General features: G+C 37.0%; 10 protein-coding genes. 5 read left to right on the top strand and 5 right to left on the bottom strand.

Translation table 11 applies throughout. From position 1 onward, the window contains the following. Positions 1-59 precede the first annotated feature (59 nt). Positions 60-3,374 carry a DUF4175 family protein gene (locus R2R71_RS06095; protein ID WP_316830365.1) on the bottom strand — a complete coding sequence of 1,105 codons (3,315 nt, stop codon included), beginning with the start codon at positions 3,372-3,374 and terminating at the stop codon, positions 60-62. Between the two features lie 246 nt (positions 3,375-3,620). Between R2R71_RS06095 and R2R71_RS06090 the strand changes: the two genes are divergently transcribed. Both R2R71_RS06090 and R2R71_RS06085 read left to right on the top strand, forming a co-directional pair. Then, a complete protein-coding gene (locus tag R2R71_RS06090) occupies positions 3,621-5,123 on the top strand; it encodes a glycerophosphodiester phosphodiesterase family protein (RefSeq protein WP_316830364.1) in 1,503 nt (500 codons plus the stop codon). 32 nt (positions 5,124-5,155) lie between these two features. Then, complete coding sequence (locus R2R71_RS06085) at positions 5,156-7,528, top strand: phosphocholine-specific phospholipase C (RefSeq protein WP_316830363.1); 2,373 nt, start codon at positions 5,156-5,158, stop codon at positions 7,526-7,528. Between the two features lie 62 nt (positions 7,529-7,590). Here R2R71_RS06085 and R2R71_RS06080 read toward each other — a convergent pair whose 3' ends face one another. From R2R71_RS06080 to R2R71_RS06065, 4 genes are all read right to left on the bottom strand, one after another. Continuing rightward, the gene (locus R2R71_RS06080; protein ID WP_316830362.1) at positions 7,591-8,160 is read right to left on the bottom strand and encodes a DUF2911 domain-containing protein; all 570 of its coding nucleotides are present in this window, start codon (positions 8,158-8,160) and stop codon (positions 7,591-7,593) included. Between the two features lie 69 nt (positions 8,161-8,229). Beyond that, positions 8,230-8,415, bottom strand: coding sequence for a hypothetical protein (locus tag R2R71_RS06075; RefSeq protein WP_316830361.1), 186 nt, complete (start codon positions 8,413-8,415; stop codon positions 8,230-8,232). Between the two features lie 60 nt (positions 8,416-8,475). Further along, on the bottom strand, positions 8,476-9,084 hold the full coding sequence (locus R2R71_RS06070) for a polysaccharide deacetylase family protein (RefSeq protein ID WP_316830360.1): 609 nt from the start codon (positions 9,082-9,084) through the stop codon (positions 8,476-8,478). 113 nt (positions 9,085-9,197) lie between these two features. Next, on the bottom strand, positions 9,198-11,015 hold the full coding sequence (locus tag R2R71_RS06065) for a glycoside hydrolase family 9 protein (protein ID WP_316830359.1): 1,818 nt from the start codon (positions 11,013-11,015) through the stop codon (positions 9,198-9,200). A gap of 115 nt (positions 11,016-11,130) precedes the next feature. On the opposite strand from R2R71_RS06065, the gene R2R71_RS06060 reads away from it, so the two are divergent. From R2R71_RS06060 to R2R71_RS06050, 3 genes are read left to right on the top strand one after another with little or no spacing between them, the layout of a single operon-like run. Then, positions 11,131-11,757 carry a TetR/AcrR family transcriptional regulator gene (locus tag R2R71_RS06060; protein WP_316830358.1) on the top strand — a complete coding sequence of 209 codons (627 nt, stop codon included), beginning with the start codon at positions 11,131-11,133 and terminating at the stop codon, positions 11,755-11,757. Then, positions 11,754-13,070 (top strand): TolC family protein, encoded by a 1,317-nt coding sequence (locus tag R2R71_RS06055; protein ID WP_316830357.1) that lies wholly within the window; start codon positions 11,754-11,756, stop codon positions 13,068-13,070. The genes R2R71_RS06060 and R2R71_RS06055 overlap by 4 nt, the downstream gene beginning before the upstream one ends. 8 nt (positions 13,071-13,078) lie before the next feature. Next, positions 13,079-14,116 carry an HlyD family secretion protein gene (locus R2R71_RS06050; RefSeq protein WP_316830356.1) on the top strand — a complete coding sequence of 346 codons (1,038 nt, stop codon included), beginning with the start codon at positions 13,079-13,081 and terminating at the stop codon, positions 14,114-14,116. The last annotated feature ends 7 nt before the right edge of the window (positions 14,117-14,123 follow it).

The raw sequence follows: 14,123 nt of genomic DNA, 5'->3' as shown, positions 1-14,123 counted from the left end.
TATTGAATGTATTAACAAATAGCCTAAGCACTAATGTAAGTGTATAGTCTGCTGTGAAACTATCTAACCATATTCAATGATTTCAAATACTCCGCAATTTTATTTTTATAGTAATAGTTTAAACTTGGCGGTAATTTTTGCAGCATATCCGTTCCATTTTGCTGCTGTTTTTTAAATTCTTCGACCATTTTCTGGTATGAAGGAGGAAATTCTTTAGCTGCTTTACTTTCACGCTTAGTATCTTCTTCCCGGTCGCGTTCTGCTTTTTCTGCTTCTAATAACTTGGTTAACAGCTCTTTTTGCCTGTTTAAGGTTTCTTGTTGTAAACGTTTATTAACCAGGTCGCTTTCCGTTTGTTTCATTTCCTTTATGGCTTCGTTAAGGTTTCCCATTTTACCCGAACCATCTTTATTTTCTTCACGGTTAATTTTTTCCAAAGCCTGCCGAATCATTTGTTGCTGCTGGGCCATCTTACCGAAATCTTCACTCATCTGTCCTTTGCCTACAGTACCCTGATTACCAGATTTTTGCATCTGTTCGCGAGCTTGCTGCATATTTTTATTCAGCTGTTGCTGCATTTGCGAAAGCTGTTTCATCCCTTGCTTTTTCCCTTTACCACCGCCAGCTTTCGAATTTTTTTGCATATTCTGCAATTGATTAAGTGCTTCACTCAACATCAAACTTAAATTGTTTATCGAAGTCATGGTAAACTGCTGGTAACGATTGGCTTCAGGAGTCCTTCTTTCGCCTAGGCTTTCAAGGCTTTTATCTAGGTTGAAATTAATCTTATTCATCTCCTCATTAACCGTCGATTCGATTTGAGGAACACGTTTGCTTAACGAATATAAACTATCGGCAATGGTTTTAAGGTTATCCTTAATGCTGCGTTGTTTCTGAACATTACTTATGTATGAAGGGTCGGCCTGGTTCATTTTTTTTAATGCCAACATAATTTTCTCTTGTTCGAAAGAAGTATTTAGCAAGTTCTCTAATAATTTTCGCAACTCTCTGACATTCAGGTTATTCTCCATTTCTTCGCCTTGTTGTTGCATATCATTTAGCTTTTTCGAAAGTTTTTCCATCTGTTCGCCTGCTTTTTGCTGTTTCTGGCTGGCGCCTTTCGAATCTTTCTTATCTAAGGCCTCTTTGCTTTCTTGTTGCTCATTCTGAATATCCTGTACATCCTTTTCTGGGTTTTCAAAAGGATTGGGTTTCTCCAAAGCCTGATTTTTTTCTTCAAGTTTCTTTAAATCATCCTTGAGATCGTTCATCTCTTTGTTCAAAGCATCTTGCTTTTGTTTTAACGACTCATTATCCTGTTTTTTTGCAGCGGTTTCTTTGCTAAGTTCCTTTTGTTCCTTCGCTAATTCATTTAAACGGTCAATATCATTCTGAAGGTTTTGCTCAAACTCGAGTTGTTTATAGAGTTCTAAAATCCTGTCCAATTCATTTTTAAGCGTTTTATTATCCAGCTGCATTTTCGAAAGTTCGTTCTTTGTCTGGTCTTTATTACGTTCATTCATCAGGTTTTGCAACTTCTGCAAAAGCTCTTTGGTTTTATCATCGAGGACATTATCGAATAAATCTTTAATCTGTTTTTGCTTTTCTAAAAGTTCTTCAGTTTGTTTCTGATCTTCCTGATGCTGTATATTCTTATCGTTCTGGGCTTTAATTTCTTTTACAGCTTCATCCAGCTGCTTTTGTTTATCCAAAAGGGCTTCTATTTGTTTTTTATCCTCAAAAGAAATCTGCTTTTTATCGATAAGGCTTTCGGCAACTTTCTTGCTTTCCTTTTCGATGGTATTAGCCAAACGAATGGCTGATTGTACTTTTTGCTTAAGTGCCTGGCTGTTTGCATTTACCTGCTCAGCAGCTTCTTTTTTAGTAGGTTGCTTAAAAGTTTTAATTTCCGATCGGGTAACTTTTGCACCGTTAACACCATCATTATCGGCCACTTCAAAATAATACTCGATTTCCTGTCCAGGTTTTGCTGCTGCCGTTTTTAAATCCCAGAAATAGAAAAATGTATTTTCGGTGGTATTTGATTTTATGGGGATATTTTTTGAAACCGTACGAATTACCTGGTTATTTTCTTTGATATTGTATTTGAAAGTCAAGCGACTAAAACCATAATCGTCAGTAATCTGTCCGTTGAAATAAAGTGCTTTATTACTTATCGAATCGGGTTTTTCTTCTACCTGAATTGCCGGAGATTGATCTTTAATTACCGTAATCTGATGAGATAAAGAATCTGTCAAAGCAACAAAGTCATTTTTTGGTGTAATGCTGTATTTTGAATTATTTTTAATTGTTGCACTAAAAATCGACGCATTATCTGAAACGGTTAAAATATTTTCGATACCATTTAAAATGAACAATAGTGAATTACTTTGTCCGGTTTTAAAATTCCATGCCACTTTAGTTCCTTCGGGCAAGAGCATATCACCAACGTTCGAAATTACTTCTGCTTTTTTGCCAAGGTAGGCAGGATAATTTAAGGTAGCAGTAGCACTTAATAACTCCGGACGAGGCTTTACATTTACAGTAAATACGGCAGAGTTAAATCCTCCACATTTAAAAATCAGTTTCTTATCGCTTTGTATGTTTTTAATGCTGTATTTAAACTTGCTTATATTTTCTTTTTCAAGTTTATAAGTATTTTTTCCATCCTCAACATATACATCTGCAGGTATTTCATCACCGGTTAATTTCAGGTTTATGGTAATGTCTTCACCTTGTGTAACTGTTAAATTTTTATTGAGTACGCTAAAACTGAAAGGGGCTTTTGGGGCAATGTATTCATCATATTTAAAGAAACTATTTGTTCCATCCCGTAAAATGGCAGGAGCGATAATTCCAATTAATATGATTATCAAGAGCGGTACGAAAAGATATTTTAAATATTTCCGGTTATCATTTATCCGAACAGCTGTGTAAAAAGGAACAGGTTTTAGTTCCATAATTTTCTGGTCGATACTTGCCAGAATTAAATAATTATTCTCCGACTTTTCTTCTGACAAACGCTGAAGCTGTAACGTATTTAGAAGCTTATCTTTAATGTCTGTGAAATGATTACCAATGATTACCGAAGCCTCATCAAACGATAAATGCTTTCCTAATTTCAGCATGGAAAGCAAAGGTTTAATAATTAAAAAACCAACCAGTAAAAGACAGGTTAACAAATAAGTAAAAAAGATAAACGTTTTTAATCCGGCAGTAGGATTAAGGAAGTAAAGACCTAAAAAAACAATAAGGTACAAAGCAAGCAATATTGCAGCAACATAAATGCTTCCCCGCAAAATCTTATTCAGATAAAATTTACGGATGAACTCATCTATTTTTTTCAGTAGATCGCTGTAGTTATTACTCACCATATCACTGTAAATGTAAAAATTGTTCCAGTCAATTAAAAGAAACCCCGATAAGGTAACGCGTTTATTTCAAATAGTTTATTTAAGCCAGATAATTTCGTCCTAACAAAAGATTTTATGTCTTTCAATACGACAAAAGTTAATTTAAAATTTTTTATCTAGTTTTAGTTAATACAAAGGTTACATAGATTTTAAGTGAGTATTCCAATAAAAATCTACTTTTGATTTTTTGTATAATCATTACCAAATATGAAACAAGCACTTATTTCGACATTAATGTTATTCATTTTTACAACTTCTTTTGCACAGAAATTTAACTGGAATAATAACCAGGTGATTGCGCATCGGGGCGCCTGGAAAAAGAATAATCTTCCTCAAAATTCTATCGCTTCTCTAAATGAAGCTGTTAAATTAGGATGTTATGGTTCTGAGTTTGATGTATGGATGACCGCTGACAATGTTTTGGTGGTTAATCACGATCCTGAATTTCAGGGTTTAACAATAGAAAAGGTAAAGTACGAGGAGCTTTTAACCAAAACAATGAGTAATGGTGAAAAAATTCCTACCCTCGAAGCTTATTTAAAAGCAGGTAAAAAACAAAGAACCACCAAGCTTATTTTAGAAGTTAAACCATCGTTAATCAGTAAGGAACGCGGAATAGATGTAACCAACAAATGTATTGATATGGTTAAGAAAGTTGGTGTTTTAGATTGGACAGAATACATCAGCTTTGATTACGATTATTGCAAGCGTATTTTAGCGGTTTTGCCAAAGGCTAAGGTTGCATACCTGAAAGGTGATGTTAGCGCAGAGCAAATGAAAGCTGATAAGTTAACCGGTGTAGATTATCATTTTAGTGTTTATCAAAAAGATGGCTGGATTGAAAATGCACATAAATTGGGTTTAACAGTTAATGCATGGACTGTTAATACCGTTCCGGAAATCCAATGGTTGCTGGCTCATAATGTTGACTATATTACGACCAATGAACCGGAATTAACTTTCGAAGAAATTAAGAAAACACCCGTTTCCGCTGGATGGAAATTAAAATGGGCAGATGAATTTGATGATGCAGGATTACCTCAAAGCAAAAACTGGAGTTACGATGTTGGCGGAAGAGGCTGGGGGAATAACGAGTTACAGTACTATACTGATGCAGATTCTGCCAACGCGGTTATTAAAAAAGGAAACCTTAACATCAATGTAATTAAGGAGGATAAGGAAAATAGTCATTACACTTCAGCCAGGCTCGTGAGCAAAAATAAATTCGATTTTAAATACGGCAGGGTTGAGGTGAGGGCCATTTTACCAAAAGGAAGAGGTTTATGGCCTGCCATTTGGGCTTTACCAACTATACAAAAATACGGTGGTTGGCCAAAGAGTGGTGAGATAGACATTATGGAACATGTGGGTTACGAGCCTGATAGTGTTTATGGCACTGTGCATACCGAAAAATTTAACCATAAAATACATACTCAGGTTGGTAAAGGTGCTAAGATTAACCCTTATAATGCTTACCATATTTATACAATTGAATGGTATGAGGACCGCATGGACTTTTTTGTTGACGACCTGAAATACCTGAGTTTTAAAAACACCGGAAAGGGCGCTCCGGAGTGGCCATTCGATCAGAATTTCCACATCATTTTAAATGTTGCAGTTGGCGGTGGCTGGGGAGGAAAAATGGGGGTAGATGAATCTATATTTCCTGCAACTATGAAAGTGGATTATGTTCGGGTTTATCAGAAGTAAGTAGAAACGAACAACAACTTGATGTTATATTAATGGATTCACGCAGAGAATTTTTAAAAAAGGCGGCATTATTAGCGGGTTCAACCGGTGCGGCAACAGCTTTGCCAAGTGCTGTATTAAAAGCAATGTCTATTAACGCCGATCCGGGTACAACCTTTCAGGATGCTGAACATATTGTTTTCTTAATGCAGGAGAATCGTTCTTTCGATCATATTTTCGGAACAATGAAAGGCGTAAGGGGATTTAACGATCCTCATCCACATATTCAACCAGATGGAAACAAGGTTTGGCTGCAAAAAGATGGACAGGGTTATACCTATGCTCCGTTTCATGTGGATATTAATAAAACAAAAATTACCTGGCAGGGAGGCTTGCCTCATTCATGGAACGATCAGGTGGCTGCAAGAAATGGCGGCCGCTATGATAAATGGTTTCCGGTAAAGTCGGCAATGACATTATCATACTACGACAGGAATGATGTACCATTTTATTATGCCCTGGGTGATGCTTTTACCGTTTGTGATCAACATTTTTGTTCATCATTAACCGGAACAACACCTAACAGGTTGTTCTTTTTTACCGGAACAATAAGAGGGGAACGAAGCGAAAATAAAGTTGCTGTGGTAAATAACGATCAGGCCGAATCGCAGAATAATGTTTTTGTGGATTGGCCTACATTTCAGGAAACTTTAGAAGATAATGGTGTAGATTGGCGTATTTATCAAAATGAATTATGGACCTCAAAACTTCCTGAAGGTGAAATTGATGATTGGTTAGGAAATTATGGCGATAATCCAGTTGAATATATATCAAGGCATAACGTTAAACTTTCAGCATATTTCCGTAAGAATGGTGATAATACGGTTAAGCCCGCCTTGTCGGCAAAAGAAGTTCAGGCGAAATATGATAAGCTTTCTCAAAGGGAAAAAAATCTTATAGATAAAGCTTTTCAAACAAATAGCAGTCAAAAAGATTATCTGGAACTGGCTCCTTTTACGTTCACCAACGATGAAGGAAAACAAGAAACAATAAATCTTCCTAAAGGCGACATTTTTCATGAATTCAGGAAAGATGTTGATAGTGGAAAGTTACCTACAGTATCGTGGCTTGTGGCTCCTCAGCGATTTTCAGACCACACCAGTTCGCCACTTTACGGCACCTGGTATGTGAGTGAAGCATTGAATATTCTAACCAAAAACCCCGAGGTTTGGAAGAAAACAATTTTTGTTTTAACCTACGATGAAAATGATGGTTATTTCGATCACCATCCGCCATTTGTAGTGCCAAATCCAGATGATGCTTCGAGCGGTAAGGTTTCTCCCGGAATAAATTATGCTACGGATTTTGAGTCAAGAAAAGGAAGCCCTATCGGATTAGGGTATCGTGTACCAATGGTTATCGCTTCACCCTGGAGTAAAGGTGGTTTTGTAAACTCACAGGTTTTTGATCACACATCCTCATTGATGTTTATGGAGAAATGGTTGAGTAAAAAAACTGGTAAAAATATAAAAAGCAATAATATAAGCGATTGGAGACGAAGCATTTGTGGCGATTTAACATCGGCATTCAGACCGTATAATGGTGAGACAATAAAATCTCCCGATCCCTTAAAAAGAGAAACTGTTGTTGCAGAAATAGGTAATGCAAGAAACAAACCTGCACAGGCTGGTCCAACTGCATTAAATAAAACAGAAGTTGCCAAAATTAATAAGTTTGAATCTTTCTCGAGCCAAACATCTGTTCATGCACCAAAACAAGAGCAAGGTGCTAAACCTGCATGTGCTTTGCCCTATCAGCTTACGGCTGATGCAAACCTGATTAACAATGCTATTGAACTTGTTTTTCAATCTGGGAAAACATTGTTTGGAAATGAAACCGAAACGGTTGGGGCACCTTTCACAATGAATACAGTATCAAGTTTTAAAGGCGTTGTGGGTAAAACCTGGGCTTATGCCGTTAAAGCAGGGGATACGATAACTGATAAAATCAGCATGGAGGATTTCGACAATAATGCTTACGATTTTAGAATAACCGGTCCGAATGGTTTTTACAGACATTTTGCGGGAAACAATAAAAATCCTCAGATTACAATCAAGGCCAGGGCAGAGCTAAGTGGACTGCTTACAAAAAAACAATCGGGCAATCTGATTTTTTCGATTGAAAACAATGGAACAACACCTGTTACAGTTCAAATCATTGATAATAAATATAAAGGAGCGATGCAAAATGTAAGCATAAAGCCTAAATCGGCAACAAAAGTGCTTTTAAATCTGTCGAAAAATGCAAACTGGTATGATTTCAGTATTATTAAACCTGGTAATGCAGTATTTAAACACCGTTTTGCAGGCAAAATAGAAACCGGTGAAATTACAACAACCGATCCTTTTATGGGGAATGCGCTATAGTTTCATGACAAATAGAAAAGGCTTCTGAATTTCAGAAGCCTTTTCTATAAAATTTTATTTAGTTAAAATGCAATTGGTAATTCAACCTGCGTTTTATCCCAGGCGGCGATTAGTGAAGCACCTGTTGTAAGCGGACTAAAGGTTATCGAAAAATATTCGATCGGTTTGCTTAAATTTTTAACCGGAACATTAACCCTCACAAGATCTTTCGATTGATCGTAAGTAAAAGCACCCCATCTATCTGTTTGCGAATTTATAATGATGGTCCAGGTATCTTTATTCGGGATAGCAAATAAACTATAAGTGCCAGCCTTAATTTTTTTACCACCAATATTTACTTTTTTAAAGAAGCGGATTTCGGTACTTTCATTTGCGCCGAAACGCCAAACATTTCCAAACTGCTCTAAAACGCCGAAAATATCGCGGCCTTTTTTCTGTGGGCGTGAATAAACAACTTTAACAATCGGTTTTGTTGCATCATCCGCCTTTACTTTAGCGGCATTTAAAGGAAAATAAACAATATCTGCGGGACTTGGATCTGCAGTGGCAAATTTAATCTCCGTGTTTGGTGCTTCCTGAGCTTTGGTTTCAAAACACAATAGGGCAAAAACAAGAATAAATATATTTCTCATTTGCTTTGAAAATTATTTTTTGATTTTTAAGGATGCTAAATTAAAGGGATAATCGTACCAGTTTAAAGCCTAGTATTTTCTGCCTTTAACAATTGCATTTAAAAATAAACCAGCGCTAAGCAAACCTAGAACTCCGCCTAAAAGGGCAAAAACATAATTTTGCGTAACAACAGCGCCAGTAACGATGCCGAAAAATAAACCTAAAGCATAGTAAAGCCAGTTGAAGTTATTGTTGCTATTTTCTTGTACACTCATTTTTTTAATATTTGAGGCAAAGTTAATATTTATTTTAAATTTTGTTTTGTGATAGACAACTTAATGCTTTAATAAATTATTAATTTTCACCAATTCATAGCCATTCTGCTTTAAATAAGTGATTAATTTTGGCAAATAGGTATAAAACTTTTCCTTTCTTCGTCCATCGGTTCCAATATGGAGTAAAAGAATAAACCCGTTTAAACCGTTAGGTTTCGATTCGTTATAATCCACAATTGACTTGAAAATTTCTTCAGAAGTTCTGTAGCTTTTACCAAGTTCCGGGTAAGTATAATCGGCGTTTGAGCGGGTTCCTGGCGTAAAATTAATTAGGTTCAATTCCTGTTCAGCTGTCCAGTTAGAAATGGTTTGATTATACCATTCATAAGGTGGAAGGAAAAAATTAGCCGTTGTTTTTGAAATCCCGAATCGGGCTAATTCCTGATAATTAGCATTTAAATCGTTAATAAATACATTTTTGCTGACTAAAATGCTGTCTCTTTTATTCCAGTCGCAATAGAGGAGGTGTTTATCAGAGTGGGGGCCTAAGTAATGATTATCAGCTTTCAATGTTTTTATTAAAGTGTTAAAATTGTTGTTCCGGTAAAAATTTCCTGTAAAGAAGAAGGAAGCTTTTACATTTTCACGCTTAAGTGTTTTCTCAATCATTTCTCCACCATCAGCAAATTCATCACCCGTAAAAACAAGCGCAAGTTTCTTTTTAGTCGAATCGCCACGGATAACCGCACCTAAAAAATGTGTCTCGCCTCCAGAAATGGAGGCTAAGGCTTTTTTGGCATTAACTGCGCCTCCTTCGCGGCAAGTAGATAAATTAACGAGGCAGTTCCATCCATTGTGGGTTCATTGGTGCTATAGTCGCCATAGTCGTCGTGGTAAACAGCCAGATCGCTTTGAAAATCAGCATACTCATCGGGGTTAGCGAGGGTAATTCCAATAAGATTTTTGTAAATATTGGTATATACAGGTCCATCAACCAAACCACCATCAATTGGATAATTTTTTAAATGCGTGAAAGCAGAGTGTGGGTCGGTAGGTGTATCTCCCCATTCGGGTAACCCATAAATCATACTTGTACCCCATGGATTGCAACCCAAAAGCCAGTCGAAATTGTCCTGTTCCAGTTCGGTAAAAGCCTTATCTCCGGTTAAATTTGCATACCATATGCATTGAATGGCGAAAGACACCGTTAGATTGTTGCTGCACCAGATGAAAGGTATACCGCGGTAAAATGCATTTTCCTTAGCCCTGTTCCAAACCTGCTCAATACCTGTTTTGTAATAAGCTGCTATTTTGTTTTTAGCTGAACCGGTTAATTGTTTGGCCAACTCATTATGTCCGATATTTATGAATGGATAATATTGATAATGAGCGGCTGTATCTTTCTGCATCCAGGGTGTTACTTTTTCCATTTCGGCATAAGCGATCGCATCAGCCCTATTTTTCTGATTTAATTTGTTTTTACCAAATCCAAATGAGGCAACAGCGAGTTCCATATCATCAACCCAGTTATCTTCTGCATAAATGTATGGCGATCTTACTGAGGCGGTTTGTGTAACTCCAGGTTTTTTTAAGGCATATTTAAAAGAGGATTCTGCTTTCTGGGTTAATAGCTTTGCATAATCATTATTTCTACCTTTAAACAGTAAAGCTCCTAAATTGAAAGCGCTGCTAAATTTGGCCGCAGTAGAACTTGTTCCGGTTGTCGCATTTAAAAATTTACCTCTTTGCTGCGGTTCTCCGGTTATGTAATACAGGGGTCGTTCAAATCCTTTACCGTACTGATTGTCTTCTTTCGGAATCCGCATGGTAAGATGGTCGCGGTCGTCGGCAAGCTGATTAAACATAATGTCTTTGCTCGGATGCATTTTTATCAACCAGTCCAATCCCCATTTGGCTTCATCCAAAACATCGGCCATTCCATTTTTTCCATCCAGTCCGTTAGCCTGTTTTTCGTCGCTAAAAACCTGAGGAAAATCACGATAGGCCATTAAAAGATGATAAGTGGCATTAGCCGAAGTTGTTGAATATTGAAGGTAGTCGCTGGCATCGTGCCAGCCGCCCGAAGCATCAAAATGAGTACTGTCTTTTATGCCCGCCTTTGCGCCGTACAAAACATATCCATCGTGCGTGTGGCAACTATCTTTCAAATATGGATTAAAGCCACTTCGTTGCTGGCGCATGTACCTGAGGCAGAAATCTGCCGCACCTTTATAAACGGTGTTACTGATTTTAACCGGTGGAGAGCTGATGTTATTTGCCTTTATAATGAATTTACCACTTTGTTTAAAATCGGAAAAGTTAAGCCTTGCTGTTTTATTAAAAGCACCATATGCACCAAAGGGCTTTATGTTTGATGACTTAAATACAACCTTTCCACTCTCCTCATCAATAAGCTCAAAGTAGGCAGGAAGTTCGTTTGTTTTAGTGGCCCAAATCGCAACTTTGCTTAGTTCGGGCGCATAGCCTAATAAATTGATCCTGATCCAGCTTTGCTGAACTTCTTTTTTATTGCTTTTAAGAGCAGTTGTAACAAACAAAAATATAATCGAAGTTAAAATTAGGAAAGGTCTGTTTTTCATTTTCAGCTACTATTATCTACCTAAAATTAGTGTTTTATCAAGGAAATGTAAAAGATAGCAGGTAACATTTGGAATTTAATCAATCGTTTGATTAATTTTGTGTCATCAAAAGGAAATGAAGACAGAAAAGATAGATAAAAAACAAGCCATACTGGATGCTGCCGAAAAGCTGTTTTGCGAAACAGGCTATGAAGGTACTTCTACCCGTCAGATTGCAAAAGAATCGGGGGCAAACATGGCAATGATTAATTATTATTTCGGTTCGAAGGAAGGCGTTTTTATTGAGATTATGAATAACCGGATAGCCGGATTCGCATCTCAATTAAAAATTATCAATGAAGATAAAATTTCATCACTTGAAAAATTGCACAAAGTGATAGAAGGTTATGCCAACAGAATTTTCTCAAACATCGCTTTTCATAAAATGATGCACAGGGAACTTTCGCTTACCCAACGGCCGGAAATGTACGATAAGATTAAGAACGCAATGAATCAGAACATGTTGCTTCTCGATCGGATAATCATTAACGGAATTGAAGATGGTAGCTTTAACAATGTGGATGTAAGAATGGTTATTTCGACCATTATGGGCACTTTAACAAATGTCGTTATTGCTCCCCACAAAATTGCTCAGGGTACAACCATCGATTTAAGCAATGCCAAAGAAAACAAACTTATTAAAGAGCGAGCTATTGCTCATTTACAAAACCTTGTAACAGTATATTTAACAACAAAAAGATGATACCCAAATCAATTAGATTAGTGCTTGTGGCATCATTAATTCCGGCGGCTTTGTTTGCGCAAACGACGAAGGAATTAAATATTAACCAGGCAATTGAACTTGGCATAGCCAATAGTAAAAACTTAAAACTCTCTCAAAACAAAATAGATCAAGCTGTGGCAAAGCTGGAAGTTGTTAAAGATAACGCGCTTCCTACGGCTAACGCTAATTTCATTTATAACCACGCGGAAATTCCTACTAATACTTTTTCTTTAGGCGGAGGCTCGTCGTTCAACTTACCAAAAAGAGCCGATGCTTTTGTTGGAACGGCAGCAGTACAGGAATTGGTTTATGGTGGCGGTAAATTAAAATATGCAAAAGAATCGACTAAGTTATTGGCCGATGTTGCTCATTTAGATGCCGAAAAAAGCAAAGAGGAAATTACCTATGCCGTAATCAGCACTTATTACAGTCTGTATAAAGTAGAACAAAGCAGAAAAGTAGTTGATCAAAACCTGGAATCGATTGCAGCACAGATTAAACAGGCACAACGTTTCTTCGAACAAGGCATTGTTACTAAAAATGATGTTTTACGTTTCCAGTTACAGCAGGCAAATGTTACGTTAACACAGCTTGATATTGAGAGCAACCGGAAAGTGATTAATTATAACCTTGATATTTTATTAGGCTTACCTGAGGATACAAAGGTTAAAATTACCGATCCGAACGCAGGTTTAAAATCAGCAGGTTCTTTAGGCGATTACATCTCTTTGGCAATGGCAAACCGCCAGGAGCTAAAACAACTTGATGTACAGAATAAAGTAGCCGATTACAACATCAAAACCATAAAAGCAAATACATTACCTACGGTTGGTGTTGGCGCAAATTTATACTATATCAATCCAAGTGGCAGTTTTATTCCGCCAGTAAATCAGTACTTGTTGCCTGTAACAGTGGGTGCAACCGTATCGTGGAATATCGGAAACCTTTGGACCAATAAAAACAAAGTAAGCGAAGCTAAAATTCAGCAAAGCGAAATCACACTTCAGAAAGATATATTATCAGATAATGTGAAAACAGATATCAATAAAAACTTTCAAAGTTATCAGGTAGCCATGAATAAGATTCAGGTACTTGAAACCTCTATAGCACAGGCTACAGAAAACGACAAATTATTGGCATCAAAATATAAAAATAATGTGGCTTCGGTTACCGATAGGATTGACGCCGAAACATTATTATACCAGGCAAAAATAAACTTAGAAATAGCTAAGGCCGATGCAGGATTAGCTTACTATACATTACTAAAATCAACAGGAAAAATAACGCAATAAATACAGCAATGACAACTGAAAAGAAAAAAAAGAATATAGTAGTACCAATTATTTTAGGTGTTTTACTAGTTATAGGTATCATTTTTGGTATCACAGAGTGGAATTATTACAGCAAACACGTTGATACAGATGATGCCCAGATAGATGGCGATATCAGCCCTGTTGTTGCACGTGTTGGCGGTTATGTAAAAGATATCAACTTCGAAGAAAATACACACGTAACGGAAGGCCAGGTTTTGGTTAAACTTGATGACAATGATTACAAAGTGAAATTAGAACAAGCTGAATCAGGCCAAAAAGGCGCAAGTGCGGGTGTTGGTGTGGCTCAATCTCAAATTATTGCTACACAGGCAAATACAAGTACGGCTAAAGCTAATGTTGAGGCAGCAAAAGTTAAATTAAACCTTGCAAATAAGGATTATGCCCGTTATGCAAACCTTGTTAAAGATGGTTCGATAACACAACAGGCTTTCGATCAGGCTAAAGCAACACAAGAGTCTGCACAGGCAGCTTATCAGGCGGCGGTTGACCAATATAATGCTGCTGTTAAGCAAGTAGGTACAACTCAATCGCAATTAGCCGTAAGCAGTAATGTAATCAGTCAGCGTCAGAGTGATATCGATTTTGCAAAACTTCAGTTATCTTATACTGATATTAAATCTCCGGCTACAGGTATTGTTTCTAAAAAGAACGTTCAGAAAGGACAATTGGTTCAGGCCGGACAATCGCTGTTTTCTGTAGTTAACGACGGAAGTTTATATGTTACGGCAAACTTTAAAGAGACACAGCTGGAGAAAATCAAGTCGGGTTCTAAGGTAGAAATCGAGGTTGATGCTTATCCTGAAGAAAAAATCGAGGGCGAGGTATACAACTTTTCTCCAATTACAGGTGCTAAAGGATCATTATTGCCTCCTGATAATGCTACAGGTAACTTTGTTAAGGTTGTACAACGCGTACCTGTGAAAATTAAAATTCATCCATCAAAAGAATTGTTAGCCAAATTACGTCCGGGAATGAGCGTTAAGGCTTCAGTGTCTACTAATTAAAATATAA

The sequence above is a fragment of the Pedobacter aquatilis genome (genome assembly GCF_032678405.1).
Classification (GTDB): Bacteria; Bacteroidota; Bacteroidia; order Sphingobacteriales; family Sphingobacteriaceae; genus Pedobacter; species Pedobacter aquatilis_A.
Note: the sequence above shows the minus strand (reverse complement) of the source record. Positions and strands in the feature narration are given on the sequence as shown.